21 protein-coding genes, 3 tRNA genes and 1 pseudogene are annotated in these 25671 nt (G+C 71.3%); 7 read left to right on the top strand and 18 right to left on the bottom strand.

Annotated features, from left to right (window positions below; genetic code table 11):
- Nucleotides 1–156: 156 nt before the first annotated feature.
- The 10 genes from ACFQ7Q_RS22375 to ACFQ7Q_RS22330 all read right to left on the bottom strand — a co-directional run bounded on the left by ACFQ7Q_RS22375 (nucleotide 157) and on the right by ACFQ7Q_RS22330 (nucleotide 7678).
- Nucleotides 157–432 (bottom strand): SH3 domain-containing protein, encoded by a 276-nt coding sequence (locus ACFQ7Q_RS22375; RefSeq protein WP_383558002.1) that lies wholly within the window; start codon nucleotides 430–432, stop codon nucleotides 157–159.
- A gap of 216 nt (nucleotides 433–648) precedes the next feature.
- Nucleotides 649–1263, bottom strand: coding sequence for a hypothetical protein (locus ACFQ7Q_RS22370; protein WP_383558000.1), 615 nt, complete (start codon nucleotides 1261–1263; stop codon nucleotides 649–651).
- A gap of 301 nt (nucleotides 1264–1564) precedes the next feature.
- Nucleotides 1565–2827 (bottom strand): ABC transporter permease, encoded by a 1263-nt coding sequence (locus ACFQ7Q_RS22365; RefSeq protein ID WP_383557997.1) that lies wholly within the window; start codon nucleotides 2825–2827, stop codon nucleotides 1565–1567.
- A complete protein-coding gene (locus ACFQ7Q_RS22360) occupies nucleotides 2821–3534 on the bottom strand; it encodes an ABC transporter ATP-binding protein (RefSeq protein WP_383557994.1) in 714 nt (237 codons plus the stop codon). Before ACFQ7Q_RS22360 ends, ACFQ7Q_RS22365 begins: the two co-directional genes overlap by 7 nt.
- Nucleotides 3531–5054: a peptidoglycan-binding protein gene (locus ACFQ7Q_RS22355; RefSeq protein WP_383557991.1), complete on the bottom strand. Its 1524-nt coding sequence runs from the start codon at nucleotides 5052–5054 to the stop codon at nucleotides 3531–3533. The genes ACFQ7Q_RS22360 and ACFQ7Q_RS22355 overlap by 4 nt, the downstream gene beginning before the upstream one ends.
- On the bottom strand, nucleotides 5055–5957 hold the full coding sequence (locus tag ACFQ7Q_RS22350; protein ID WP_383557989.1) for a hypothetical protein: 903 nt from the start codon (nucleotides 5955–5957) through the stop codon (nucleotides 5055–5057).
- Between the two features lie 76 nt (nucleotides 5958–6033).
- A complete protein-coding gene (locus tag ACFQ7Q_RS22345; protein ID WP_383557986.1) occupies nucleotides 6034–6450 on the bottom strand; it encodes a hypothetical protein in 417 nt (138 codons plus the stop codon).
- 828 nt (nucleotides 6451–7278) lie between these two features.
- Nucleotides 7279–7352: transfer RNA gene (locus tag ACFQ7Q_RS22340), tRNA-Ile, on the bottom strand.
- A gap of 175 nt (nucleotides 7353–7527) precedes the next feature.
- A tRNA-Asn gene (locus tag ACFQ7Q_RS22335) sits at nucleotides 7528–7600 on the bottom strand.
- A 5-nt stretch (nucleotides 7601–7605) separates the two neighbouring features.
- Nucleotides 7606–7678 (bottom strand) — tRNA-Asn (locus ACFQ7Q_RS22330).
- Nucleotides 7679–7846: 168 nt separating this feature from the next.
- On the opposite strand from ACFQ7Q_RS22330, the gene ACFQ7Q_RS22325 reads away from it, so the two are divergent.
- From ACFQ7Q_RS22325 to ACFQ7Q_RS22310, 4 genes are all read left to right on the top strand, one after another.
- Nucleotides 7847–8149 (top strand): YtxH domain-containing protein, encoded by a 303-nt coding sequence (locus ACFQ7Q_RS22325; RefSeq protein WP_383557984.1) that lies wholly within the window; start codon nucleotides 7847–7849, stop codon nucleotides 8147–8149.
- 105 nt (nucleotides 8150–8254) lie between these two features.
- Complete coding sequence (locus tag ACFQ7Q_RS22320) at nucleotides 8255–9694, top strand: FGGY family carbohydrate kinase (protein WP_383557981.1); 1440 nt, start codon at nucleotides 8255–8257, stop codon at nucleotides 9692–9694.
- 90 nt (nucleotides 9695–9784) lie between these two features.
- A complete protein-coding gene (locus ACFQ7Q_RS22315) occupies nucleotides 9785–11518 on the top strand; it encodes an ABC transporter ATP-binding protein (RefSeq protein ID WP_383557978.1) in 1734 nt (577 codons plus the stop codon).
- Nucleotides 11518–13470 carry an ABC transporter ATP-binding protein gene (locus ACFQ7Q_RS22310; RefSeq protein ID WP_383557975.1) on the top strand — a complete coding sequence of 651 codons (1953 nt, stop codon included), beginning with the start codon at nucleotides 11518–11520 and terminating at the stop codon, nucleotides 13468–13470. Before ACFQ7Q_RS22315 ends, ACFQ7Q_RS22310 begins: the two co-directional genes overlap by 1 nt.
- Nucleotides 13471–13476: 6 nt before the next feature.
- Here the strand turns inward: ACFQ7Q_RS22310 and ACFQ7Q_RS22305 are convergent.
- The 6 genes and pseudogenes from ACFQ7Q_RS22305 to ACFQ7Q_RS22280 form a co-directional block, all read right to left on the bottom strand.
- A pseudogene (locus tag ACFQ7Q_RS22305) lies at nucleotides 13477–14610 on the bottom strand (RNA polymerase sigma factor); the annotation flags it as partial.
- A 91-nt stretch (nucleotides 14611–14701) separates the two neighbouring features.
- Nucleotides 14702–16591, bottom strand: coding sequence for a DNA primase (dnaG, locus tag ACFQ7Q_RS22300; protein ID WP_383557973.1), 1890 nt, complete (start codon nucleotides 16589–16591; stop codon nucleotides 14702–14704).
- A gap of 64 nt (nucleotides 16592–16655) precedes the next feature.
- Nucleotides 16656–17918: an NAD(P)/FAD-dependent oxidoreductase gene (locus ACFQ7Q_RS22295; protein WP_383557971.1), complete on the bottom strand. Its 1263-nt coding sequence runs from the start codon at nucleotides 17916–17918 to the stop codon at nucleotides 16656–16658.
- A gap of 122 nt (nucleotides 17919–18040) precedes the next feature.
- The gene (locus ACFQ7Q_RS22290; RefSeq protein WP_383557968.1) at nucleotides 18041–19336 is read right to left on the bottom strand and encodes a deoxyguanosinetriphosphate triphosphohydrolase; all 1296 of its coding nucleotides are present in this window, start codon (nucleotides 19334–19336) and stop codon (nucleotides 18041–18043) included.
- 35 nt (nucleotides 19337–19371) lie between these two features.
- The gene (locus ACFQ7Q_RS22285; protein ID WP_383557965.1) at nucleotides 19372–20262 is read right to left on the bottom strand and encodes a sirohydrochlorin chelatase; all 891 of its coding nucleotides are present in this window, start codon (nucleotides 20260–20262) and stop codon (nucleotides 19372–19374) included.
- A gap of 89 nt (nucleotides 20263–20351) precedes the next feature.
- Complete coding sequence (locus ACFQ7Q_RS22280; protein WP_383557963.1) at nucleotides 20352–21056, bottom strand: hypothetical protein; 705 nt, start codon at nucleotides 21054–21056, stop codon at nucleotides 20352–20354.
- A gap of 66 nt (nucleotides 21057–21122) precedes the next feature.
- On the opposite strand from ACFQ7Q_RS22280, the gene ACFQ7Q_RS22275 reads away from it, so the two are divergent.
- The 3 genes from ACFQ7Q_RS22275 to ACFQ7Q_RS22265 all read left to right on the top strand — a co-directional run bounded on the left by ACFQ7Q_RS22275 (nucleotide 21123) and on the right by ACFQ7Q_RS22265 (nucleotide 24992).
- Entirely contained in the window at nucleotides 21123–21866 is a 744-nt protein-coding gene (locus ACFQ7Q_RS22275) for an aquaporin (protein WP_383557960.1), read from the top strand.
- A gap of 28 nt (nucleotides 21867–21894) precedes the next feature.
- Nucleotides 21895–22608 carry a vancomycin high temperature exclusion protein gene (locus ACFQ7Q_RS22270; protein WP_383557958.1) on the top strand — a complete coding sequence of 238 codons (714 nt, stop codon included), beginning with the start codon at nucleotides 21895–21897 and terminating at the stop codon, nucleotides 22606–22608.
- 140 nt (nucleotides 22609–22748) lie between these two features.
- Nucleotides 22749–24992, top strand: a complete 2244-nt coding sequence (locus ACFQ7Q_RS22265; protein WP_383557955.1) for a molybdopterin oxidoreductase family protein — start codon at nucleotides 22749–22751, stop codon at nucleotides 24990–24992.
- Here the strand turns inward: ACFQ7Q_RS22265 and ACFQ7Q_RS22260 are convergent.
- Both ACFQ7Q_RS22260 and cutA read right to left on the bottom strand, forming a co-directional pair.
- Nucleotides 24943–25338, bottom strand: a complete 396-nt coding sequence (locus ACFQ7Q_RS22260) for a gamma-glutamylcyclotransferase family protein (protein ID WP_383557953.1) — start codon at nucleotides 25336–25338, stop codon at nucleotides 24943–24945. The genes ACFQ7Q_RS22265 and ACFQ7Q_RS22260 overlap by 50 nt on opposite strands.
- Nucleotides 25335–25658 (bottom strand): divalent-cation tolerance protein CutA, encoded by a 324-nt coding sequence (gene cutA / locus ACFQ7Q_RS22255; RefSeq protein ID WP_383557950.1) that lies wholly within the window; start codon nucleotides 25656–25658, stop codon nucleotides 25335–25337. The genes ACFQ7Q_RS22260 and cutA overlap by 4 nt, the downstream gene beginning before the upstream one ends.
- Nucleotides 25659–25671 lie beyond the last annotated feature (13 nt).

Here is a 25671-nt window from a genome sequence, read left to right as displayed (position 1 = left end):
GCCCGTACGCGTCGTCCGACGCGTACGGGCCCTCGGTGCGCCGCGTTCCAAGCTCCCCGCCGGCCGAAGCGGCCCTCCACACAGTCCGCCGCGCGCCGGTCGCGGCTGCCGAACATTCGGACGGCTTTGGGCCGCCCTGAAGGGGCCTGTCCGTTGTCAGCCCTGTGGGGCGCCCGGTTCGACGTCCTTGGACAGCGGCACCTGTCCGGTGTTATCGACGTGCCGGGCGGCGACCCACGCGGACTTGTCGCGCAGCAGGTACCAGATGCTGTTGCCGTCGACGGTCTGGGCGTGCACCTTGCTGCGCAGACCGACCTCGACGCCGTGGCTCAGGTTGCCGATGACGGAGGAGTCCGTGCTCGGATACTTTCGCAGGTTGACGCCGATGGTGCTGACGACGGTGCCGAACGGCTGGGGTGGACTGGGCATCATGACCTCCAGGGGAACGCCGGAGTGGCGTGGTGCTGTCCGGTATCCGGACGGGTTGCTTGCACGGTAAGGCCGATTCCCGCCGGGGAGCCGGAGGCGTGCGGGGCACGCCACGGACGGCGCCCGGGCGTCATTCCGATGGTTCCGTCCCTCAGCCAGGCCCGTCCCCTCGCGCGCGGCGCCCCCGACAAGCTCCCGGGCGGGGCGTCGGCAGGGACCTCAGGATGTGGGCGCGTCCAGCTGCGGCTCCAGTGTCACCTCGGTCACGCTCACGCCCTCCGGAGCGCCGAACGCCCTGACCATCACGCCCAGGTGGGTACCGGTGGCCTCCAGAGCCAAGTGGTCGGCTCCCACGCGCAGGTCGAGCCTTGCCACGGGCTCGCCCGAGAAGTCCGGCATTCGGTAGATCCGCGCCGCCGGGTAGTTCAGGCTGGTCAGCTTCTTCTGCATCTCCTCGTACGTGGCCGTGTCCGTGCCCGAGAACGCCCTGCTCAGGCGCCATGCGTGCCTCTCGGCGGCGCACTCCTCCTCAGCGGTCAGCGGCACCTCATCGACCAGGACGGGCATGGTGGAGTCGGGGGTCGGCTCCGCTGCCGTGGTGTCGGCCGTGGAAGCCGATGCCACATCATCGGTGCCGCTGGAGACGTCCGGAGCGCAGCTCTGCGAGATGAGGTCTGCCAACTCGAGGAACCGCAGCTCCGCACCGTCGTCACTCGCCACGGCGACGCTGGCCGTGGAGATCTGATCGGCGGTGGCGTTCTGCGCGCCGACGCCGGCCAGGACGACGACGAGCGCGGCAGCCGGCAAGGACTTCGGGAGGAATATCGATCGCATGTCCGTACCCTGCAGGCTGCTGATCACCGCCCACATGAGCACCCGTACTCAATCCACCAGAGCATCAGCTCACCGGCGACCCTCAATCCCTCAGATCCGTCGCCGTCGGCAGCCGGGCATCAGGTCCGCCTGCCGACGCAGGTGCAACTGCCGGTAGATGCACGTCAGATGGACTTCCACCGGAGTGAACCGCCGCAGGCCGGTTCATTGAACGCCGGTATGACCACCGAGAGTCCCACCCGGGAAGTCTCGATTGCGGTGTCGGTCACGGATGTCGCGAGGCTCCCATGGGCGGGGCGGGTCAGCCGCGAAGGGCTTCGGCCGGTTGCACGGAAGACGCACGCCGGGCGGGATAGATCCCTGCCACGACGCCGGTCGCCAGACCGATGAGCGGGGCGGTGGCCAGGGTCACCGGGTGCATGACCGGCGTCCAGTCCCTGATCAGCGCCACCACCAGGACGGTCAGCGTGCCGATGGCCGTACCGATGAGTCCACCGAACGCGCCCAGCGTCCCCGACTCGGCGAGGAACTGGGCGGTGACATGCCGCCCTTGCGCACCGAGGGCACGGCGCAGGCCGATCTCCCCGGTGCGCTCCAGGACCGCCACCAGGGTGGTGTTGGCGATGCCGACCGCTCCGATGACCAGGCACACCCCGGCGAGCAGCAGAAACAGCTGTTCGAGGTCGGAGGTCACCGAGGTCCGCAGGCTCTTCGGGTCGGGCGGCGGAACCGCCTTGAAGTACTCCGGGTGGTCGGGGCGCAGCGCCGTGGGGGCCTCCCCGGCCACCTGAGGGGCAGCACCCAGATCGGTGGCGATGAGCATCCTCGCGCCGTCGGTGGGCCGCCCCCACAGTTCAACCGCGGTGGTCTGGGGCACGAGAACCGAGAGCAGCACGTCCGGCTGGCGCTGAACATCGTCGACGATGCCCATGACGGTGAACGGCTGCCCCCCGATGAAGATCGCCGGCTTGGTCTCCAGCGTGGTGATCCCCAGCCGCGCGGCGATGCCCGAGCTGATCACGGTGACGCGCTGGCGGGCGTCGGTGTGGAAGTCGTCGTACAGCCTGCCCTGGGAGAGCCGGGGCTCGGCCGCGCGCAGGGCACCAGGGGCGGCGGCCACCACGTTGAGTGCTTCCCCTCCCGTGTCGCCCACCGGGGCGGCGGTGACGGCGAGTTCGGCGGCGCTGCGTCGGGGCCGCACCGTCCACAGCACGCCGGCGTGCCGCACCCCGTTGAGCCGCTCGACGCGGTCCGAGGCGTCGTCCGGAAACGCGGCATCGGCGAACTCGTCCTGTTCGCGGGCGATGTCCTCGACGGTCACCTCGGTGGCGGAGAGCACGTTGAAGCGGGCGTCGATCTGCGAGGAGGCCGTGGCGGTGAGGCCGAGTACCGCGACGAAGGCGCCGACGCCCAGGACGGTGCCGAGCATGGTGAGCGCGGAGCGGGCGGGGCGCTGCAGCATCCCGGCCAACGCCTCGGCCAACAGATCCCGTGGCGCAAATACCGAGCGCCCGATTCCGGGCAGGGGTGTGGCCTTCCGTGCCTTTCGGTTCCGGCTCAGCATGCGGGTGCCTGCTCGCTCTCGCTCAATACGCCGTCCCGGATGGTGACCGTCCGCCGGCCGCGGGCGGCCACGGCCAGGTCGTGCGTGATGAGGACGACCGTGATGCCCTCGGCGTTGAGGGCCTCCAGCAGTTGGAGCACCGCCTCGGCGTTGCCGGTGTCGAGGTTTCCCGTCGGCTCGTCGCACAGGAGCAGCGAGGGCCGGGCGACCAGGGCCCGGGCGATGGCCACCCGCTGGCGTTCGCCGCCGGACATCCGCGAGGGCAGTGCGTCGGTCCGATGGCCGAGGCCCACCCGGTCCAGCGCCTCGCGGGCCCGCTGAGGGCGCTCGCGGCGCGGAGCACCGCTGTAGACCATGGCGAGTTCGACGTTCTCACGGGCGCTGCGGTGCGCCAGCAGGTGGAAGGCCTGGAAGACGAACCCGATACGGCGGCCGCGCAACGTGGTGCGCTCGGTGTCCCTGAGCCGGCCGGTGTCGATGCCGTCGAGGAGAAAGCTGCCCGTCGTGGGGGTGTCGAGGAGTCCGGCGATGTTCAGGAACGTGGACTTGCCCGACCCGGAGGGGCCGACGACGGTGACGAACTCGCCCCTGCGGATCGTGAGGTCGCCGGGGCGGAACGCCTCCACGGGCGGCGGCCCCGGATAGGTGAGGCCGACCTGCCGGAATTCGATGACGGGCGGTTCGGACGGGGTCGGGGACGCGGTCATCCGGCGCCCCCCTGCGCGGCGTCGTCGGCCCGGACCCCGGTGACCACCCGGTCGCCCTCGGCGAGGGTCCCGCTGTCCAGGGGGATGACCTCGACATGGCCGTCGCCGGTGGTGCCGGGCTTCACCCGGACCCGGCGCTGCCTGCCGTCGTCCTCGAGCACGGTGACCGCGGTGGAGCCGTCGGCGCCGGCCGACACCGCCGTGACGGGTACGACCAGGACCTTGCCGCCGGTCGTGGCGGCCAGGACGGTCAGTCGGACGTTCTGCCCGGCCCAATCGACCTCCAGCGGCCGGCCCGGCGCCAGAGTCATCAGGTAGCCGTCCGCGTCGGCCTGCCCACCGGCCGGCTGTCCGTCCTGCGCGTCGCCATCGGGACGCGGCGTCGTGCGGGTGGTGGCGATGGACCGTACGGATGCCTGGGCGGTGGTGCCGTTGATCTCGGAGAGGATCTCCGCCTTCTGGCCCGCCCTGATCAGGCCCTTCTGGTGGTCGGGCACGTAACCGTGCACCACCAGGGCGCCCGCGGCGACCGTCATCACGGCTCCCTGCACCTTCGCGCCGAGCCGTACGGGGAGGTCCTGCACCCGCGCCGGGAAGCTCTCCAGGAACGCGACCTCGCCGGACGGGACCATGGGGCCCGCGGCCGCCCGCGCGGCGACGAGGCCCTCGCGTGCGGTGGCCAGGTCCTCCCGGGCACGGCCGACCGACTTGCGCAGGCGCTCCAGATCGCGACCGCCGCCATCCGCCTTCCCGACCGTTCCCGTGGTCGATCCCGTCGTCTCGGTCGAGCCCGAACCGGACTCGGAGCCGGAACCGGCCTCGGCGGTCTTCAGCGTGTCCTCGGCGTCGTCCAGAGCTCGTTCGGCCGAGGTCACCTGCGCTTCGGCCGAGGTGACGGTGGCCGAGCCCTCGGGGCCGCCGGCCATGACCGGTTCGTAGCCGAGCGCGTCGTAGAGCGCGGTGACCGCCGACTTGGTGCCCTCACCGAAACGCCCCCGGCTGTCGGGGGAAGTGGAATGACCGAGCCGCTGGAGCGCGTCCTGGAGCTGGCCCACGTCACTGCCCTGGGCGCCGGGCTTGAGGTCGCGATAGAGCGGAACGGTGCCCTGGAGCGCGATCACCGGACGGCCGGAGATCTCGACCAGCAGCCGGCCCGCGCGTACCTCGTCTCCAGCCTTCAGCGGCAGTCTGGAGACCGTGGGGCTGCCTCCCTCGCCCGCGCCGCCGGGGGCGATCTCCACACTCTGGCCGGCGACCACGGTGCCGCGAAGGATCACCGAGGAGGCCAGCATCCGGTACTCGACCGGCGCCGTGATCACGGACGGTGCGGGAGGCCGGGAGTCCGCCGCCGCCTGGGCAGGCGACTTGACGAGCAGGGAGGCCCCGAAGCCCGCCCCGGTGAGCGCGACCGCGCCCATGGCGATCAGGGCAACCCAGCGGCGCCTGATCCGTACACCGTCACCACCGTTGCCGCGGACCGCCTCGGCCGCGCCCACGGAGGGCTGTTCGTCGTTCTGCATTCAGTTCGCCAATGCCTCGTTGGCCGCCTTGATGACCGCGGTCCGATCCTTCTTGATCTCGGCGAAACCGATGGCATTCTGCTCGATGTAGTCGTTCTGGATCTGCGTTTCGAGCCGGAGCAGAACGGTGGAAAGTTTCGTTTCCTGCTTGCACTTCACATCGGCCTTGGCCGCGACCTTCTCCTCCGGTGATGCGGAGTTCCCCTGAGGCGCATACTTCGCGGCGGGCTGCAGGAAAGCGGTGTACTGATACCCGGATTTCTTCATGCAGGCCACCCAATCGTCCTGCGCCCTTTTGAATTCCGACGTCTCCTGGGCCTTCCCGAAGGAGGAGAAATCGATGCTGAGCAGCCCGACCTTGCCCTTCGTGGGATCCTGTACTTTGTCGAGCCCCAGCTTGCGGCTGGCCTCCCCCAAGCAGCCACGCTCGGGAATGTCCTTGCCCTGGTAACTGCGGCCCGCGCCCCCCTTGCCGCCGTAGACCATGTACGCCTCGGGCGGAAAGTCGGCCCCGCCGGAAACCGCGCCTTCGGCGTGCTCGGCGTCGCCTGCCGACGGCATCATGTGATAGCCGTACTCGGCGGCGACCTTCTCGCTGACCACGCCGTACCGGCGGTTCACGACCTTGACCGGCTCGCGCTTCTTGACCGGCCAGTCGAATCCGAACCGCTTCATGCAGTCGGAAGCCAGGGTGAACCTCGCGGTGTCGGCCAACGCCTGCTGCTCGGGGGTGAAGATGTAGGCGGACACCGGGAGGACGATGTCGGCCTCCGTGACGACGTCCCGGACCGCCGAGCCGCCACCTCCGCCGCTGGAGCCGACGTCCTCCCCGGCGCCCTCCGCACACCCGGTGAGCAGCAGCGCGCCGACCCCGGCGGCGATGACGAGACGTACGTAACGCAAGGAAACCCCTGGATAGAGTGGATAAGCACGGTGGGGCGGAATCGACTCCGCCCCACCGCGGTCATGAGCCGGCAAATCAGAAGTCGAACGAGTTCCCGACACAGTCGTAACTGAACTTGTGCGAGTTCATGTTGTCGTTGGCCTTCTTGCCGCCGTAGCTGAGGGTGACCCACGCCATGTTGGACACTTCACCGTTGGCCATGACCATGAAGCAGGGACCGACATGCCCGGAGTTGTAGTACACCGACACGCCGGTGTCCGGGTCCCAGTTGTCGATGGAGCTGACGTTTTCGACGACGCCGTCACCCCGGTAGAGCGCCACGAAAGCGCCGCCGTCATAGCTGATGGTGGACCAGTTAGGACGGGAGTTGAAGTCGTTCCGCTTGGCTCCGTTGAGGTCGGAGTCCGACCAGAGACAGACGTTGTTGTAGGTGCAGCTGGCGGCCTGCGAGGGCGCGGCCATGGCGACTCCCGCGCCGAAAAGCGATGCCACGGCAAGCAGCATTGCCAAAATGCGTCGAAACATGAGAATTCCTCGTCTGCGATTCAAACGGAATAAACGACCAACGACCTATGAACGGCGAGAGGTGTCCACGATGCGGCGCCACATCACACCCCCCGCCGATGTGCATGTTGTGTGCACATCAGGTGTGGAGGTCGAAGGCTAACCGATCTTCAGCGGCATCGAAAACGATCTTGTGTGCTACCCGTCGGTCTTCTGTCGATCCGACAAGCCCCTTCGACGGATCACCCAGTCCAGGGGGTGGCCACGGCCCCGGGGGAACCCCCTGTCCTGGGGAGCGGGCACCGCGCCGGGCCGGTGGCTCGGCGGTCGGCTCCTGCGGCGGTCCCGGGCCAGAGCATGGGTCACGCGGGAGTGGCGGCACGTCTCCCTGCCGGCCGTCGCGACCGGAGCGCACGAACTCGCCGTCGTGACGACGGCGGTGGCTTCATCGCCGGGTGGATCGCCGGGTGAGTCGTTGCGGAACGATGTCGTCGCGCGGCGAGAACGGATCGACCGTCCTGCGGGTCGAGAACCTGAGCGACGCCATCCCCGACGATCACCGGCCGGACGTCACCGTGCTGCGGTTCGCGCCCCCACGGATCACGGCGTCAGATGTTGTGGGGTGGCTCACAGAGGGGCCGGGCGGGGGCCGGCGCCGTGGCATCCGGGTGATGTGGGCGTGTCGTTCCACGCGCGTCCGCACACGGTCCACACACTGGGGGAAACGCGTGGGCGGAGGCTCTCGCCGTCACGGTGGCGAATCGTCCGACCAGGGAAAGTCCCTGGTCAGAACGATTCTGCTGCACCGTGCCGCAGTGGGGCGGGTGGGACTCGAACCCACGGCCGACGGATTATGAGTCCGCTGCTCTAACCGGCTGAGCTACCGCCCCTAACGGTGTGGCGCGTACATGTGTGCGCGCCGTCTGCCGCAGCATAGCCGCTCATACGATCTCCTGCTCCGGATGCTCGGCACTGCTGCGCGCTCCTCGACCAGGAGGACTCCGCGGCGTGGCGGATGGTTCCCGGACACAAGAAAGAGGACCCCTAAGGGTCCTCTTTCGATCGCTCCCCCGGCTGGACTCGAACCAGCAACCCTCCGGTTAACAGCCGAATGCTCTGCCAATTGAGCTACAGGGGATCGCGCTCCCCCGACTGGACTCGAACCAGTAACCTGCCGGTTAACAGCCGGCTGCTCTGCCAATTGAGCTACAGGGGATTGCTGCGTTGCACCGAACGGATCCACCTCGGGTGTTCCCGGGCGGCGCGCGCTCGCTGCGACACATACATTAGCGCAAGCAGGGGGGTGCTCCGCCAATCGGTATGCCGTGGGCGCTCGTGGGCACCAGTGAAGCAACAGGGAAGCTCAAGGGAAGGTGGTGCCGCCGTGCGGTACAAGCTGACGTTCGTCGTGGGACTGGCCCTCGGTTTCGTCATCGGCACGCGGGCCGGACGTGAGCGCTACGAACAGATGAAGAAGTCCGCCCGGGAGTTGTCGCAGAACCCGGCGGTGCGCAACGCGGCCGAGTCCGCGGCCCAGACCGGCCGCCAGGTCGCCGGCAAGGCGTACCACGCGGTGAGCGACAAGGTCGGCGACAAGCTGCCCGCGTCGGTCACCGAGCGGATCCACGCGCTGCGTCACCACAACGGCCAGGTGACCGAGGACGACTGGGGTGTGAGCAACACCTGAGCGACGTCCGGGCGACGTCTCCGCCGCGACTTTCCCGCTCGAAAGCGCGTCTCCTACCCCGCACGCGCTCCACCTACTCCCCCGCGTGCGGCAGAATCTCCTGTCATGGGGATAGTCGCCGGCTTGGACAGCTCTGCTGAGTTCACACGCATCGTCGTCTGCGACGCGGACACGGGCGCCGTGCTGCGCCAGGGCTATGCCCCGCACCCCGGTGAGCCGAAGGCCACCGACGTCGACCCGCAGGCGTGGCTGCTCTCGCTCGGCGAGGCCGCGGGCGGCGGGCTGCTCGAAGGCGTGCAGGCCATCGGCGTCTCCGCCCAGCAGCACGGGCTCGTGCCGCTCGACCGGCAGGGCGCCCTCGTGCGGCCGGCGCTGGTAGGCAACGACAAGCGGGCGCAGGTGGCCGCCGCCGATCTGGTCGAGGCGTTCGGCGGGCGGCAGGCCTGGGCCGAGGCCGTCGGCTCCGTGCCGCAGTCCGGGCTGCCGGTCGCCAAGCTCCGCTGGCTGGCCCGCTCCGAGCCGGAGAACGCCCAGCGCGTCGCCATGCTCCTCCAGCCGCACGACTGGCTGGTCTGGCAGCTCCTCGGCCGGCCCGTGCGCCGCACCACCGACCGCGGCGCCGCCTCCGCCACCGGATACTGGTCGGCCGGCGCCGGGGCCTACCGCCCCGACCTCGTCGAGCTGGCCCTGGGACACCAGGCCGTACTCCCCGAGGTGCTCGGCCCGGCCGACGCCGCCGGGACCACCCCCGAAGGACTGCTGATCTCCGCGGGCACGGGCGAGACCATGGCCGCCGCGCTCGGGCTCGGGCTCGGACACGGCGACGCCGTCGTCTCCCTCGGTGCCTCCGGCTCCGTGATGGCCGTCCACCACGAGGCGCTCGCCGACCCGCAGGGCCTGATCACCTCCTTCGCCGACGCGACCGGGATGCACCTGCCCGTCGTGCACACCTCGAACGCGGTGCGCGCGCTGCGCGGCACGGCCGAGATGCTCGGCGTGGAGAGCCTGGAGGAGCTGTCGGCGCTCGCGCTGAAATCGACGCCGGGTGCCTCCGGGCTCGTCCTGCTGCCGTATCTGGAGGGCGAGCGCACGCCGCAGCTGCCGCACACCGCCGGCACGCTCAGCGGACTGCGCCGCGAGTCGATGAAGCCCGAACACCTCGCGCGGGCCGCGTTCGAGGGGATGCTCTGCGCCCTCGCCGACGCGATGGACGTGCTGCGCGGGCGGGGCGTCGAGGTGCGCCGGGTGTTCCTGCTCGGCGCGGCGGCCGAGCTGCCCGCCGTCCAGGCGCTCGCTCCGGCGATCTTCGGTGCGCAGGCCGTCGTCCCCCAGCCCGCGGACTACGCGGCGCTCGGCGCGGCCCGGCAGGCCGCGTGGGCGCTCGGCGTCGCCCGGGGCACGCTCTCCCCGGCCGCTCCGCCGGCCTGGCAGGGCGCCGCCGCGCAGATCTTCGAGCCCGGCGAGGAGCTGGCGGTCGGTCAGGCGGTGCGGCAGCAGTACGTGGCCACGCGGGAGCAGCTCCACCCGGGGGCCTTCGGGTCGTGACCGGAGCACGTTCGGCTCACAGCGGAGTCCGTTCAAGACTCGACAAAACCCGGTCGTAACGTCCCGGGGGTGCGGGCGATAGTAGAACCCGTGCTCCTACGACTTCTCCGAACCCACCTGCGACCGTACAAGAAACCCATAGGCCTGCTCGTCCTGCTCCAGCTCCTGCAGACCTGCGCCTCCCTCTATCTGCCGACCCTGAACGCGGACATCATCGACAACGGTGTCGTGAACGGGGACACCGGCTACATCCTGCGGTTCGGCGCCCTGATGATCGCGGTCTCCGTGGTCCAGGTCGTCTGCAACATCGGGGCGGTGTACTACGGGGCGCGGACCGCCTCCGCCCTCGGCCGGGACGTCCGCGCGGCCGTCTTCGAGAGGGTGCAGTCCTTCTCCGCCCGTGAGGTCGGGCAGTTCGGCGCGCCGTCGCTGATCACCCGGACCACCAACGACGTCCAGCAGGTCCAGATGCTGGTCCTGATGGCGTTCACGCTCATGGTCTCCGCGCCGATCATGTGCGTCGGCGGCATCATCATGGCGCTGAGTCTCGACGTACCGCTCTCCGCGGTGCTGATCGCGGTCGTGCCGGTCCTCGGCATCGCGGTCTCGCTGATCGTGAAGAAGATGCGACCGCTGTTCCGGACCATGCAGGAGCGGCTCGACACCGTGAACCGGGTGCTGCGCGAGCAGATCACCGGCAACCGCGTGATCCGCGCGTTCGTGAAGGACGACTACGAGCGCGAGCGGTTCAAGGGCTCGAACACCGAGCTGACGGACGTCTCGATGGAGACGGGCCGGCTGATGGCGCTGATGTTCCCGACCGTGATGACGGTCGTGAACATCTCCAGCATCGCGGTGGTCTGGTTCGGAGCGCACCGCATCGACAGCGGCGGCATGGAGATCGGGGCGCTGACCGCGTTCCTCGCCTATCTGATGCAGATCGTGATGGCCGTGATGATGGCCACCTTCATGTTCATGATGGTGCCGCGGGCCGAGGTGTGTGCCGAGCGCATCGAGGAGATCCTGGCCACCGACAGCAGTGTCGTGCCGCCGACCGAGCCGGTGACCGAGCTGAAGAGGCGCGGCCATCTGGAGGTCCGCGGCGCGGACTTCTGTTACCCGGGCGCCGAGGAATCGGTCCTGCGCGACGTGGAGCTGGTGGCGCGGCCCGGTGAGACGACGGCGATCATCGGTTCGACCGGCAGCGGCAAGTCGACCCTGCTGGGTCTGGTGCCGCGGCTCTTCGACGTGACCGGCGGCGAGGTGCTCGTCGACGGGGTGGACGTACGGAAGCTGGACGCGGGTCTGATGGCGCGGACGGTCGGGCTCGTCCCGCAGAAGCCGTATCTCTTCTCCGGGACGGTGGCCACGAACCTGCGGTACGGCAAGCCCGAGGCGACCGACGACGAGCTGTGGCACGCGCTCGAGGTCGCCCAGGCCGCCGACTTCGTGAAGAAGCTGGAGAACGGTCTGAACGCGCCGATCGCGCAGGGCGGCACGAACGTGTCCGGCGGGCAGCGGCAGCGGCTCGCGATCGCGCGGACGCTGGTGCAGCGGCCGGAGATCTATCTCTTCGACGACTCGTTCTCGGCGCTGGACTACCGGACCGACGCCTTGCTGCGGGAAGCGCTCAAGGAGGAGACGGCGGACTCGACCGTCGTGATCGTCGCCCAGCGGGTGTCGACCATCCGGGACGCCGACCGGATCGTGGTCCTCGACGAGGGCCGGGTCGTGGGCGCCGGGCGCCATCACGAGCTGATGGCGGGCAATGAGACGTACCGGGAGATCGTGCTCTCCCAGCTGACCGAGGCGGAGGCAGCCTGATGGCCGGTCCTGGCGGACGAATGATGGCCGGCGGCGGCCCCGACCAGCGGTCGATGGACTTCAAGGGCTCGGGCAAGCGGCTGGTGAAGCAGCTGGCGCCCGAGCGGGGCACGCTGTGGCTGATGCTGATCGCCGGTGTGCTCAGCGTGGCGGCGTCGGTGGTCGGGCCGAAGATCCTCGGCAAGGCGACCGACCTGGTCTTCGCGGGCGTCGTCGGGCGGCAGATGCCCGACGGCACGACGAAGGCGCAGGCGATCGAGGGCCTGCGGGCCAAGGGCGACGACGGGATGGCCGACATGCTGTCCGGGGTCGACTTCACCCCCGGGCAGGGCATCGACTTCACGGCGGTCGGGGAGGTGCTGCTCTGGGTGCTGGTCATCTATGTGGCGGCCGGGCTCCTGATGCTGGTCTCGACCCGTATGTCGATCAAGGTGATCAACCGGACGATCTACCGGATGCGCGAGGACGTCCAGGCGAAGCTGGCGCGGCTGCCGCTGTCGTACTTCGACAAGGCCAAGCGCGGCGAGGTCCTCAGCCGGGCGACCAACGACATCGACAACATCTCCCAGACGCTCCAGCAGTCGATGGGACAGCTGATCAACTCGCTGCTCACCATCGTCGGCGTGCTGGTCATGATGTTCTGGATCTCACCGCTGCTCGCGCTGGTCGCGCTGGTGACGGTGCCGGTGTCGGTGGTCGTGGCCACGAAGATCGGCAAGCGTTCGCAGCCGCACTTCGTGCAGCAGTGGAAGTCCACGGGCAAGCTGAACGCCCATGTGGAGGAGATGTACACCGGCCACGCGCTGGTGAAGGTCTTCGGACGGCAGGACGAGTCGGCGGCCGACTTCCGCGAGCAGAACGATGCGCTGTACGAGGCCGGGTTCAAGGCGCAGTTCAACAGCGGTGTCATGCAGCCGGTGATGTTCTTCGTCTCGAACATCAACTACGTCCTGGTGGCCGTGGTCGGCGGACTGCGGGTCGCGAGCGGCACGCTGTCGATCGGTGACGTGCAGGCGTTCATCCAGTACTCCCGGCAGTTCTCGATGCCGCTGACGCAGGTCGCGTCGATGGCGAACCTGGTGCAGTCCGGGGTCGCGTCGGCCGAGCGGATCTTCGAGCTCCTCGACGCCGAGGAGCAGGAGCCGGACGCGCCGAAGAGCGCGATGGGGGCACCCCCGGCCGGAGGTTGGGGGACGTCGGTGCTCGGCAAGGTCGCGCTGGAGCAGGTGGCGTTCCGCTACGAGCCGGAGAAGCCGCTCATCGAGGACCTGTCGCTGACGGTGGAACCGGGCCAGACGGTCGCCATCGTCGGCCCGACCGGCGCGGGCAAGACCACGCTGGTGAACCTGCTGATGCGGTTCTACGAGGTGACCGGCGGACGGATCACCCTCGACGGCGTGGACATCTCGGCGATGTCGCGGGAGGACCTTCGGTCCGGGATCGGGATGGTGCTCCAGGACACCTGGCTGTTCGGCGGCACCATCGCCGACAACATCGCGTACGGAGCAGGCGGCAAGGTCAGCCGCGAGCGGATCGAGGAGGCGGCGCGGGCCGCGCATGCCGACCGGTTCATCCGCACCCTGCCCGACGGCTACGACACCGTCATCGACGACGAGGGCTCGGGCGTCAGCGCCGGCGAGAAGCAGCTGATCACCATCGCGCGGGCGTTCCTGTCCGACCCGGTGATCCTCGTCCTCGACGAGGCGACCAGCTCGGTCGACACCCGCACCGAGGTCCTCATCCAGAAGGCGATGGCACGCCTGGCCCACGGGCGCACGTCGTTCGTGATCGCCCACCGCCTCTCCACCATCAGGGACGCGGACGTCATCCTGGTGATGGAGAACGGCTCGATCGTCGAACAGGGCACGCACGAGGAGCTGTTGACGGCGAGCGGCGCGTACGCCCGGCTGTACGAGGCGCAGTTCGCGCAGGCGGTCGCCGAGGTGGACTGACCGCCGTCAGTCCAGGTAGCCCCTGAGCTGGTCCGCGAAGGCGTGGTCCCGCAGCTTGTTGAGGGTCTTCGACTCGATCTGGCGGATGCGTTCGCGCGTCACGCCGAAGAGCCGTCCGATCTCCTCCAGGGTGCGGGGCCGGCCGTCGTCCAGGCCGTAGCGGAGCTGGACGACCTTGCGTTCGCGCTCGCCGAGGGTGGAGAGGACGGCCTCCAGGTGCTCGCGCAGCAGCAGGAACGCCGCCGACTCCACGGGACTCGCCGCGTCGCCGTCCTCGATCAGGTCGCCGAGCGCGACATCCTCCTCCTCGCCGACGGGGGCGTGCAGGGAGACCGGTTCCTGGGCGAGGCGCAGCACCTCGCTGACCCGCTCGGGCATCAGGTCGAGCTGGGCCGCGACCTCTTCGGGGGTGGGTTCGTAGCCGCGTTCCTGGAGCATCCGGCGCTGGACGCGGACGACCCGGTTGATGAGTTCGACGACATGGACCGGGACGCGGATGGTCCGGGCCTGGTCGGCGAGGGCCCGGGACATGGCCTGGCGGATCCACCAGGTGGCGTACGTCGAGAACTTGTAGCCGCGCGCGTAGTCGAACTTCTCCACCGCCCGGATGAGGCCCAGGTTCCCCTCCTGGACCAGGTCGAGCATGGTCAGCCCGCGGCCGACGTACCGCTTGGCGACGGAGACGACGAGCCGCAGATTGGCCTCGATGAGGCGGCGCTTGGCCATCCGGCCCAGCACGACGAGCCGGTCCAGGTCGAGCGCCAGCTGGGAGTCCAGATCGGGGGTGCTGGCCAGCTTCTCCTCGGCGAAGAGACCTGCCTCGACGCGGCGGGCCAGCTCGACCTCCTCGGCCGCGGTGAGCAGCGGGATGCGGCCTATCTCCCGCAGGTACTGGCGGAACAGATCGGAGGAGGGACCGCTACCGCCGGGTTCGGGGCGGCGGGGAACCGGCTCCGGTTCGGGCGTGTCGTCCACGAACTCGACGGGCTCGGGCGGTTCGGATGCCTCGGCCTGCTCTGCGGAGGCCGGCGCCTCCGGGTGGTGGACGGCCGGGCGTTGCCCGGGCACGACATCCGTCGGGGACAGGGTCTGGGTCTGCACGGGGGCGACCTCCAGGGTGATCGCTGCCGGTGCTCCGGGGGCTCAGGCACCGCTCCCCAGTGTGGGGTACGACACATCGCCGCCACGAGGGGCGTGCGGTGACTTTTTGAGTCCGGTGGGTCACCGAACGTCAGAGCGCGGCCGCCCCGTTGGTGCGCAGCGACTGTCCGTACTGGGTGAGCACCCACAACTCGTTCTGCACGGCGGCCAGTTGGGCGGGGTCGCCGTTCGCGCCGAGACGGGCCAGAGTGCCCTGGATGTCGCGGACGCGGCGTTCGACGGCGCGCAGCCGGACCGAGACGAGCTGGGCGCCCGCGTAGACCTCGTCGACGACCTTGGCGAAGATCGCCTCGACGGCGAGTTCGGTGACGAGCGCGCGGACCGTGTCGTCGGGCGCCGCCTCGCGGACGACGGACAGATAGTCGGCGGGGGCGCCGGTGGCGCCGCCCGCGTCCTGGACGCACTGGCGGACAGCGGCGTAGGGCGGGGCCGTGAACTCGTCGACGCCGTAGGCGTCGAAGGCCGGGGAGACCAGCTCGGGGCGCTGGAGGGCGAGCTTGAGCAGCTCGCGCTCGGTGCGGTGGGCGGGGCTGCGCAGATTGAGCGCCGGGCCGCCGGTCGCGGCGGGGGCCTGGGTCTCGTACGTACGTTGCGGGGGCGCCGGCGCCTGGGTGCCGCGGCCGCCCCGGTCGCGCTGCCAGCGGGCGATCTGGGCGACGCGCTTGACCACGAACGGGGTGTCGAGGATGCCGAGCATCCCCGCGAGCTGGACGGCGACCTCGTGCTGCGAGGCGATGTTCTTGATCCGGGCGACGATCGGCGCGGCCTCGTCGAGGGCGGCGGCCCGGCCGGCCGGGGTCTCCAGGTCGTACCGCTTCACGATCTGGCGGAGCGCGAACTCGAAGAGCGGGGTGCGCGGCTCGACCAGTTCGGCGACGGCCTGGTCGCCCTTGGCGAGCCGCAGCTCGCAGGGGTCCATGCCGTCGGGGGCGATGGCGATGTAGGTCTCCGCGGCGAACTTCTGGTCGTCCTCGAAGGCGCGCAGGGCGGCCTTCTGGCCGGCCGCGTCGCCGTCGAAGGTGAAGATGACGCGGGCCGATCCGTTGTCCATGAGGAGCCGGCGGAGGATCTTGATGTGGTCGCCGCCGAAGGCGGTGCCGCAGGTGGCGATGGCGGTGGTGACGCCGGCGAGGTGGCAGGCCATGACGTCGGTGTAGCCCTCGACGACGACGGCCCGGCTGACCTTGGCGATGTCCTTCTTCGCCAGGTCGATGCCGTAGAGCACCTGGGACTTCTTGTAGATCGGCGTCTCGGGCGTGTTCAGGTACTTGGGCCCGTTGTCGTCGTCGCGGAGCTTGCGGGCGCCGAAGCCGACGACATCGCCGCCGACGTCCCGGATCGGCCACATGAGCCGGCCGCGGAAGCGGTCGATGGGGCCGCGCCGGCCGTCCTGGGAGAGCCCGGAGAGGATCAGCTCCTTGTCGGAGAAGCCCTTGCCGCGCAGATAGCGGGTGAGGTGGTCCCAGCCGGCCGGGGAGTAGCCCACGCCGAAGTGCTCGGCGGCGGCCTGGTCGAAGCCGCGCTCGGCGAGGAACTTGCGGCCGATCTCGGCCTCGGGCGAGCCGAGTTGGTCGATGTAGAACTGCGTGGCGACCTGGTGGGCCTCGACCAGCCGGATGCGCTCGCCGCGCTGGTGGCCGGGGTTGTAGCCGCCTTCTTCGTACCGCAGCGTGATGCCCGCCTTCGCGGCGAGGCGCTCGACCGTCTCCGAGAAGGAGAGGTGGTCGATCTTCATCACGAAGGCGATGGTGTCGCCGCCCTCCTGGCAGCCGAAGCAGTGGAACAGGCCCTTGCTCGGGCTGACCTGGAAGGAGGGCGACTTCTCGTCGTGGAAGGGGCACAGGCCCTTGAGGTTGCCGCCGCCGGCGTTGCGGAGCTGGAGGTACTCGGACACGACGGCGTCGATCGGGACCGCGTCCCGTACCGCCTTCACGTCGTCATCGTTGATCCTGCCGGCCACGCTGGAATTCTACGGGGGTCCGGGGGGTCGTCCCCCGCCGAAGGCGCCGTCGAGGGCGTCCGGACTAGGGGACGAGGCTCTCCAGCGGGACGGAGGGATCGCCGAGGGCCTCGGTGTCCACCGGGGACTGGGCGCGGATGAGCCGCTGGATCGGCTCTGTGACGTCCCACACATTCACGTTCATCCCGGCCAGGACCTTGCGGTCCTTGAGCCAGAAGGCGATGAACTGCCGCTTGCCGACGTCGCCGCGGAGCACGACCTGGTCGTAGGAGCCGGGCGGCGCCCAGCCGGAGTACTCCATGCCCAGGTCGTACTGGTCGGAGAAGAAGTACGGGACGCGGTCGTAGGACACGGACCGGCCGAGCATGGCGCGGGCCGCGGCCGGGCCGCCGTTGAGGGCGTTGGCCCAGTGCTCGACGCGCAGCCGGGTGTGCAGGAGCGGGTGATGGGCGGCGGCGACGTCGCCGGCCGCGAAGATCTCGGGGTCGGAGGTGCGCAGCGACGCGTCGACGGCGATGCCTCCGCCGTGGGAGCGGTCCACCAGGTTGAGTCCGGCGGCCTCGGCGAGGGCGGTGCGCGGGGCCGCGCCGATCGCGGCGAGGACGGCGTGGGCGGGGTGCTCCTCGCCGTCGTCGGTACGGACGGCGAGGACCATGCCGTCCTGGCCGACGATCTCGGTGAGCCGGGCGCCGAAGACGAAGCGGACGCCGTGCTCGGTGTGCAGATCGGCGAAGAGCTGGCCGAGCTCGGGCCCGAGGACCTGGTGGAGCGGGGTGGGCTCGGACTCGACGACGGTGACCTCGGCGCCGTAGCCGCGGGCCGCGGCGGCGACCTCCAGGCCGATCCAGCCGCCGCCCGCGATCACCAGGTGGCCGTTGTCGCGGCCGAGGGAGGCCAGGACGTGGCGCAGCCGGTCGGCGTGGGCGAGCCGGCGCAGGTGGTGGACGCCGGCGAGTCCGGTGCCGGGGATGTCGAGGCGCCGCGGCTCGGAGCCGGTGGCGAGCAGGAGCCGGTCGTAGCGGATGGTGGTGCCGTCTCCGAGGCGTACGGTGCGGGCCTCGCGGTCGATGACGGTGACGGGCTGCCCGAGGTGGAGCTCGACCTCGGCGCGGGCGTACCAGGCGGGCTCGTGGACGAAGACGCTGTCGCGCTCCTCCTTGCCGGTCAGATAGCCCTTGGAGAGGGGTGGGCGTTCGTAGGGGTGGTCGCGCTCGTCGCCGATGAGGATCACTCGGCCGGTGAACCCCTCGGAGCGGAGCGTCTCCGCCGCCTTGGCCCCGGCCAGGCCCCCGCCGACGATGACGAAGGTCTGATCTGCGTCGACCACTTGATGCCTCCTCGTTGCGACCGCTTCTACGCTACGCCTCCGGGCGTTCGGCGAGCCGTACCGCCTCGGGCCCTCCGCCGAGCGTCCCGCACGGAGCGTGATGGCGGAAGGGGGCGGGTTGGTCAGGCGCGGCGGGGGCGGAGGCGGGCGTGGAGGGTGCGGGCGGAGGCGTCGGTGAGGGAGGCGATCTGGTCGATGATCACCCGCTTGCGTGAGCGGTCGTCGCCCGCCGCGTCGAACAGGGCGCGGAACTGCGGGTCGAGGCCCTCGGGTGCACGGGCGGTGAGCGCCTCGGCGAGTTCGGCGAGGACGATGCGCTGGTCGGCGCGGAGCGCCTCCTGCTCGGCGCGCTGCATGACGTACCGGTCGGCGACGGCCTTGAGAACGGCGCATTCGTTGCGGGTCTCGCGGGGGACGACGAGCTCGGCGGCGTACCGGGTGAGGCGGCCGGAGCCGTACGCCTGGCGGGTGGCGCCCTCGGCGGCGAGGCAGAACCGGCCGATGAGCTGGCTGGTGGCGTCCTTGAGCCGGGCCTGGGCGACGGCGGATCCGTCGTACCCGTGCGGCCACCACTCCTGGTCGACGAGCCGGTCGAGCGCCTCGGCGAGCTCCTGCGGGTCGGTGTCCTTCGGTACGTAGCGGCCGACGGCGACGTGCCAGATGTCGGCGCGCTCGGCCTCGGAGAAGAGCATGTTCGGGTCGATGTGGCCGGCGTGCAGGCCGTCCTCGAAGTCGTGGACGGAGTACGCCACGTCGTCGGACCAGTCCATGACCTGGGCCTCGAAGCACTTGCGGTGCGCGGGGGCGCCCTGGCGGGCCCAGAGGAAGACCGGGACGTCGTCCTCGTACACGCCGAACTTCGGGGAGTCCGGGTCCTCGGGGTGGCCGCCGCGTGGCCAGGGGTACTTGGTGGCGGCGTCGAGGGCGGCGCGGGTGAGGTTGAGGCCGACGCTGACGGGGTCGCCGGTGACGGGGTCGGCGATGAACCGCTTGGGCTCGATCCGGGTGAGCAGGCGCAGCGACTGGGCGTTCCCCTCGAAGCCGCCGCAGTCCTTGGCGAAGTCGTTGAGGGCCTGCTCGCCGTTGTGCCCGAAGGGCGGGTGGCCCATGTCGTGGGCGAGGCAGGAGGCTTCGACGAGATCGGGATCGCAGCCGAGAGCGGCACCGAGCTCCCGGCCGACCTGGGCGCACTCCAGGGAGTGGGTGAGCCGGGTGCGGGGGCTGGCGTCCCAGGCGTGGCTTCGCGATCCGGGGGTGACGACCTGGGTCTTGCCGGCGAGTCTGCGCAGCGCGCTGGAGTGCAGCACGCGCGCGCGATCGCGCTGGAAGGCGGTCCGCCCCGGCCTCTTGTCTGGCTCGGCGGCCCAACGGTCGGTCGCGGTGTCGTCGTAGCCGGGGGTGTCCGTGATGCCTTCCATGCACCGAAGGTAACCGGCGGGACCGACACACGGGGCTAGGCGGACATCAGTTCCTGCCGGGGAGTGGTGAGGAGCGTGGCGACGGCTTGGTCGTAGCGGTGCAGGAGCAGGCGGGCGAGGGCGGGGTGGGCGCCGAGGGGGGCGGAGGCGATCCAGGGGGCGTGGGCGGTGGCGCGGGTGGCGAAGAGGCCGGGGGCGGTGAAGCAGGAGGCGACGGCGATCCGGTGGCGGCCGCGGGCGGCGAGGGTGCGCAGGGCCTCGGGCACGGTGGGGGCGGCGGCGGAGGCGTACGCGGGGACGACGGGCACTCCCCCGAGCCGTTCGCCGAGGAGGGCCGCGGTCCTGCGGATGTCGGCGAGGGATTCGGGGTCGCGGGAGCCCGCGGCGGCCAGGACGACGCCGGTGGAGCGCGAGGCGCTGTCCGCGGAGGTCCAGCCCGCCTCGGCGAGCCGGTCGGCGAGGGCCTCGACGAGCAGGGGGTGCGCGCCGAGTGGGGCGGCGATCCGGGTGCGCACGGCGGGTGCGGCGGCGGCCGCGGCGGGCAGGTCGTGCTTGACGTGGTAGCCGCGGCCGAAGAGCAGGGGGACGAGGACGGCGTCCCCGCCGGGGTGGCGCGCGAGGGTGTCGGTGAGGAGCGGGGCGTTCAGCTCGATGTGGGCGAGGCGGATGTCGAGGCCGGGGCGGAGTTCACGGACCCGGTCGAGCAGCAGGGCGAGCGTGGCGCGCGCCCGGGGGTCGCGGCTGCCGTGGCCGACGGCGATGAGGGTGGGCGTGCTCCCGGGCCTGCCCACGGGCGTGCTCATGGGCCTGTTCATGCGCCTGCCCGTTCTCGTCGGGGGGAGTTGGCTCAGCTGGTCGCCGAGCTGCGCGGTGATGCGGCCGAGCAGCTCGGCGGTGCTGTCGAACGTGGTGTCCGGCTCCGTCATGAAGTGATCCTGACCCCGGCGCGTTGCCTCCCCGTTGCGTGGGGGTCACGAGTGTTTTCCATCGGCTCACCGTCCGACCGCCCTCGTTGTCAGGCGCCTGCGTCGAGCCAGACCCTCAGGGTCCCGATCTCCTCGAAGCCGAGGGCGAGGGCGGGTGGCAGGTCGTCGCCGGACTCGTAGCCGACGACGGGGCTGCCGTCGTCCACCAGGGTCAGGCAGCCCGCCCAGGTCACGGTCGGGTCGAGACCGTCGGCGGTGAAGAGGTTGGAGACGCCGGTCACCCGGCCGTCGGCACTGAGCACCGCGCCGCCGACGATCCGGCCGTCGGCGCCGTACCCGGCGACGACCTTCGTCGCGGGGTCGGCGAGGAGCTCGGGGCGGAACAGCGCGGACTCGTCCGCGTCCCCGCCGCTCCACGCCGTCGCCCAGGCGGCCAGCTCCTCCGGAGTGCGGACCTGCCGCCAGTCCGTCTCCGCCGAGGCGTCGACGGCGGGGGCGGGCAGCCGGCCGGGGCGGTGGATCCACTGCGCGTCGAAGAGCGGCCGGAAGCCCTCCGCGGCCAGGTCCAGGCTCGCGAAGCTGTCCTTGACGGAGGCTCCGGGGGTGTCCCGGTCGATGCCGTCGAGGACGTCCCGCACGGACGCGTCGGCGGTCAGCGTCACCGCGTCCGGGTAGTAGAGCGGGGTGCGGCCGGGGTTCGTCCAGGCGCGCGGGCCGAAGGCTCCGGGGCGGCCGTGGGCGCGGCACATGGCCTCGCACCACTCGGCGTTGTTGCGGACGGCATTCATGATCATGCGCGGATCGTACGGTTCTCCCCCTCGCCTCCTCATTCTTTTATCTAGCGGAATATCTTTTCCGCCATGCGAATGATTCCCTCTCCTCTCCCCGGGCTCCCCCGAAGAGCCTTCGCCGAACTCGTCGGCACCGCTGCGCTGGTGGCCGTCGTCGTCGGGTCCGGCATCCAGGCGGCCGCGCTCAGCCAGGACGTCGGGGTGCGCCTGCTGGCCAACTCACTCGCCTCCGCCCTCGGGCTCGGACTGCTCATCGCACTCCTCGGCCCGCTCTCCGGCGGCCATCTCAACCCGGTCGTCACCCTCTCCGAGTGGTGGGCCCGGCGGGGCGAGGAGGGCTCCCCGGGCCTCCGCGAGGTCGCCGTCTACCTCGCCGCCCAGCTCGCCGGTGCCGTCGTGGGCGCGCTGCTCGCCGAGGCCATGTTCGGGCGGACGCCCGGGACCTGGTCCACCCAGGTGCGCTCCGACACCCATCTGCTGGTCGGCGAGACCGTCGCCACCGCCGGACTCGTCCTGCTCGTCCAGGGGCTGCGCCGCATCGACCGTTCCGCGCTCGCCCCGGTCGCCGTCGGCGGGTATCTCCTGGCGGCGATCTGGTTCACCTCCTCGGGCTCGTTCGCCAACCCGGCGGGCACGGTCGGCCGCGCCTTCTCCGACTCGTTCACCGGAATCGCCCCCGCGTCGCTGCCCGGATTCATCGGGGCGCAGTTCCTCGGTCTGCTGCTCGGCATCACCCTCGCCGCCGTGCTGTACGGCGGGAACGAACACGGCGGGACCGAACCGAACAGCTCGGTTTCGCGTCGAAAGGGGTGACGGGGCAGGCAAGATCGACGGAGGTTCCATGCGAGGCGTACGCGTACCGGCCCGGGCGGCCGCCCGGCTGAGGCGGCGGGCGCCGCTGCCGCGCACCACCCGTGCCCGCCGCCGTACCGTCCAAGCCGTCATGCTGGGCGCCGTCCTCGCCCTCGCACCCGCCACCTGGACGCACGCCGTCGCCGACAGCCGGCTCCGGACCACCGCCGACGTGCCCGCCCAGGACGTCGCCGTCGTCTTCGGCGCCGGCCTCTGGAACGGCCGCCCCACCCCGTACCTCGCCCACCGCCTCGACACCGCCGCCGAGCTCTACCGGGCCGGCAAGGTCAAGGTCGTCCTCGTCACCGGCGACAACAGCCGCGTGGAGTACGACGAGCCGGACGCCATGCGCGCGTACCTCACCGAGCGCGGAGTGCCGGACGGCCGGATCGTCAGCGACTACGCGGGCTTCGACACCTGGGACAGCTGCGTCCGCGCGAAGAAGATCTTCGGCGTCGACCGGGCCGTCCTCGTCACCCAGGACTTCCACATCAAGCGGGCCGTGGCGCTCTGCCGTGCGGCAGGGATCGAGTCGTACGGAGTGAAGGTCGTCGAACCGCACGACTCCGTCTTCTACTACGGCGGCGTCCGGGAGCTGGTCGCCGCCGGCAAGGCGGCCGTGGACGCGGCCCTGCGACCGGACCCGCACTTCCTCGGAGAACGCGAGGAAGGCGTGACGGAGGCGCTCGCGTCGGCGCACTAGACGGTGTCCGGTGGATCAGGGGCTGATCCACCGGACACCTCCGGGCCTCACCTCGGGAGCCGTGCGCGGAGGAGCAGAACGCGCGGGACTTGTAATGCGGCGCGCTGCCTCCCGTAACACGCCCGTCTCATGATTTCCGCATGTCCGAGGCTGTCACCACCCCCACGCACTGCCCCTACTGCGCGCTCCAGTGCGGCATGTCACTGAGCCCGAAGGGCGCCTCCGTCGAGGTGGTGGAGCGGACCGACTTCCCCGTCAACCGGGGCGCGCTGTGCGGCAAGGGCCGCACCGCCCCGGCCGTACTCTCCTCCCGGGTCAGGCTGACCGGGCCCCTGGTCCGATGCCCTGACACAGGGGCCTTGGTGCCGGCCACCTGGGAGGAGGCACTCGCCGCCGTCGCCGATGGGCTGCGCCGGACCCGCGCCGACCACGGACCCGATGCCGTGGGGGTCTTCGGCGGCGGCGGCCTCACCAACGAGAAGGCGTACACGCTCGGCAAGTTCGCCCGGCTCGTTCTCGCCACCTCGCAGATCGACTACAACGGCCGCTTCTGCATGTCGTCCGCAGCGGCCGCGCACCAGCGGGCGTTCGGGCTCGACCGGGGGCTTCCCTTCCCGCTGGAGGACATCCCCCGCACCGGCTGCGTGATCCTCGTCGGCTCCAACCTGGCCGAGACCATGCCGCCCGCGCTGCGCTACCTCACGGAGCTGAAGGAGAACGGCGGGAAGCTCATCGTCGTCGACCCCCGCCGCACCCGCACCGCCGAGCAGGCCGACCTTCATCTCGCGCCCCGCCCGGGCACCGACCTCGCGCTCGCCCTCGGGCTGCTGCACCTGGTCGTCGCCGAGGGCCGGGTCGACGAGGAGTTCGTCCGGGAGCGCACGGACGGCTGGGAGGCCGCCCGGGCCGGCGCGATGGCGCACTGGCCCGAGCTGGTCGAGCGGATCACCGGTGTGCCCGTGCCGCTGCTGCGGGACGCGATGCGGATGTTCTGCGACGCGGAGAGCGGGATGGTGCTCACCGCGCGGGGCCCGGAGCAGCAGTCGAAGGGGACGGACACGGTCGGCGCGTGGATCAACCTCTGCCTCGCGACCGGGCGGGCCGGGCGGCCGTTCTCCGGCTACGGCTGCCTCACCGGCCAGGGCAACGGCCAGGGCGGCCGGGAGCACGGCCAGAAGGCCGACCAGCTCCCCGGCTACCGCAAGCTCGACGACCCGGCGGCGCGGGCGCATGTGGCCAAGGTGTGGGGGGTGGCGCCGGAGTCGCTGCCGGGTCCGGGGCGCAGCGCGTACGAGCTCCTCGACGCGCTGGGCGGCGAGGTGAGGTCCCTGCTGCTCATGGGCTCCAACCCCGTCGTCTCGGCGCCGCGCGCCGCGCACATCGAGGAGCGGATCCGCTCGCTGGACTTCCTGGCCGTCGCGGACGTGGTCCTGTCGGAGACGGCGGAACTGGCGGACGTGGTGCTGCCGGTGACCCAGTGGGCGGAGGAGACCGGGACCACGACGAACCTGGAGGGCCGGGTGCTGCTCCGGGAGCGGGCCCTGACCCCGCCGGAGGGGGTCCGCACCGACCTCGAGGTGCTGCATGCGCTGGCCGGTCTGCTCGGCTGGGAGAAGGGCTTCCCCACGGACCCGGAGGAGGTCTTCGACGAGCTCCGCCGCGCCTCGGCCGGCGGCCCGGCGGACTACTCCGGCATCAGCTACCGCCGCATCCGCGAGGAGAACGGCGTCTTCTGGCCGTGCCCGGAGGACCCGGAGCCGGCGACGGGGGCCGAGCCCGCGGGCGTCCTTCCGACGGAGGCCACGTCGGGCGACGCGCCGGAAGCCGGCGGCGCGGCGCGGGCCGGGGCCACGCACACCGGCGCCCACGCTTCCGCCGCCGTCCCGGAGACGGACGCGGAAGCCCGGCCCCACCCCGGTACCCCCCGGCTCTTCCTCGACCGGTTCGCGACCGGTGACGGGCGGGCGCGGTTCGTGCCGGTCGTGCACCGGGCCGCCGCGGAGGAGACGGACGCGGAGTACCCGATCGTGCTGACGACCGGGCGGGTCGTCGCGCAGTACCAGTCAGGGGCGCAGACCCGACGGGTCGAGGAGCTGAACGCGGCGGCACCAGGCGCCTTCGTCGAACTGCATCCGCGGCTCGCGGAGCGGCTCGGGGTGGCCGACGGCGAGCGGGTCGCCGTGGTCTCGCGGCGCGGACGGTCGGTGGCGCCCGCCCGGGTGACCACCGCGATCCGGCCGGACACCGTCTTCATGCCCTTCCACTGGCCCGGCGAGGGCCGGGCGAACACGCTCACCAACCCCGCCCTCGACCCGGTCTCCCGGATGCCCGAGTTCAAGGTGTGCGCGGTCCGCCTCGAGCCCGCCAGTCCCCGCCCCCGATGAGCGGGCCGTACGGAGTGCCGGGCGCCGCGAAGTAGACCCAGGCGGGGACGGCCGCCCCGTCCCGGAGCCGGACGACCGAGCGCTCCGCCCGCTCGTAGCCGGCGCCGCCCTCCACCAGGTCGAGTGCGGCGAGCAGTTCGCCGTACGCACCGGGTGCGGCGGTCACCAGGTCGCCCGCGATCAGGCCCTCGCCCGGTACGGCGTACGGATAGCCGGGCCCGTCGTACAGCAACGCCCCCGACAGCCGGGCCGGTTCCTCCGCCGCCGTGCGGCCGAGGAGGAACCGGTCGTGGTTGTACTCGCCGGGGCGGAGGGTGCCATAGACGAAGAAGGGCAACTCCCTCACGGCGCCGCGGTCTCCGTCTCGATCCACTCCAGGTACGCGGCCGACGCGCGGACCACCGCCGTGGCGACGATCTCCGGGGTGTCGTAGTCGTGCACGGCCAGCAGGTGGGCCTCCAGGGCCTCGTAGCGGGCCTCGGTCGTCTTGAAGAGGACCTGCCACTCCTCCTCGGTCTCGATCGCCTTCCGCCAGTGGTAGACGGAGGTGACAGGCCCGGAGATCTGCGCGCAGGCGGCGAGGCGGGCCTCGACCGCCCCGCGCGCGAGCTCCTGTGCCTTGGCGGCGCTGTCGGTGGTGGTGAGTACGGTCAATGCGAGGGTCACCCCCTCACCGTAC

Origin of the sequence: Streptomyces sp. NPDC056527 (assembly GCF_042794475.1) — a bacterium.
GTDB lineage: Bacteria > Actinomycetota > Actinomycetes > Streptomycetales > Streptomycetaceae > Streptomyces.
Note: the sequence above shows the minus strand (reverse complement) of the source record. Positions and strands in the feature narration are given on the sequence as shown.

Bases quoted from the DNA above. Each gene is read 5' to 3' on its own strand.
- ACFQ7Q_RS22375 (WP_383558002.1), bottom strand. From the start codon at position 432: ATGATGCCCAGTCCACCCCAGCCGTTCGGCACCGTCGTCAGCACCATC.
- ACFQ7Q_RS22370 (WP_383558000.1), bottom strand. From the start codon at position 1,263: ATGCGATCGATATTCCTCCCGAAGTCCTTGCCGGCTGCCGCGCTCGTC.
- ACFQ7Q_RS22365 (WP_383557997.1), bottom strand. From the start codon at position 2,827: ATGCTGAGCCGGAACCGAAAGGCACGGAAGGCCACACCCCTGCCCGGA.
- ACFQ7Q_RS22360 (WP_383557994.1), bottom strand. From the start codon at position 3,534: ATGACCGCGTCCCCGACCCCGTCCGAACCGCCCGTCATCGAATTCCGG.
- ACFQ7Q_RS22355 (WP_383557991.1), bottom strand. From the start codon at position 5,054: ATGCAGAACGACGAACAGCCCTCCGTGGGCGCGGCCGAGGCGGTCCGC.
- ACFQ7Q_RS22320 (WP_383557981.1), top strand. From the start codon at position 8,255: ATGGGGATAGTCGCCGGCTTGGACAGCTCTGCTGAGTTCACACGCATC.
- ACFQ7Q_RS22310 (WP_383557975.1), top strand. From the start codon at position 11,518: ATGGCCGGTCCTGGCGGACGAATGATGGCCGGCGGCGGCCCCGACCAG.
- ACFQ7Q_RS22290 (WP_383557968.1), bottom strand. From the start codon at position 19,336: ATGGAAGGCATCACGGACACCCCCGGCTACGACGACACCGCGACCGAC.
- ACFQ7Q_RS22285 (WP_383557965.1), bottom strand. From the start codon at position 20,262: ATGACGGAGCCGGACACCACGTTCGACAGCACCGCCGAGCTGCTCGGC.
- ACFQ7Q_RS22280 (WP_383557963.1), bottom strand. From the start codon at position 21,056: ATGATCATGAATGCCGTCCGCAACAACGCCGAGTGGTGCGAGGCCATG.
- ACFQ7Q_RS22275 (WP_383557960.1), top strand. From the start codon at position 21,123: ATGCGAATGATTCCCTCTCCTCTCCCCGGGCTCCCCCGAAGAGCCTTC.
- ACFQ7Q_RS22270 (WP_383557958.1), top strand. From the start codon at position 21,895: ATGCGAGGCGTACGCGTACCGGCCCGGGCGGCCGCCCGGCTGAGGCGG.
- ACFQ7Q_RS22265 (WP_383557955.1), top strand. From the start codon at position 22,749: ATGTCCGAGGCTGTCACCACCCCCACGCACTGCCCCTACTGCGCGCTC.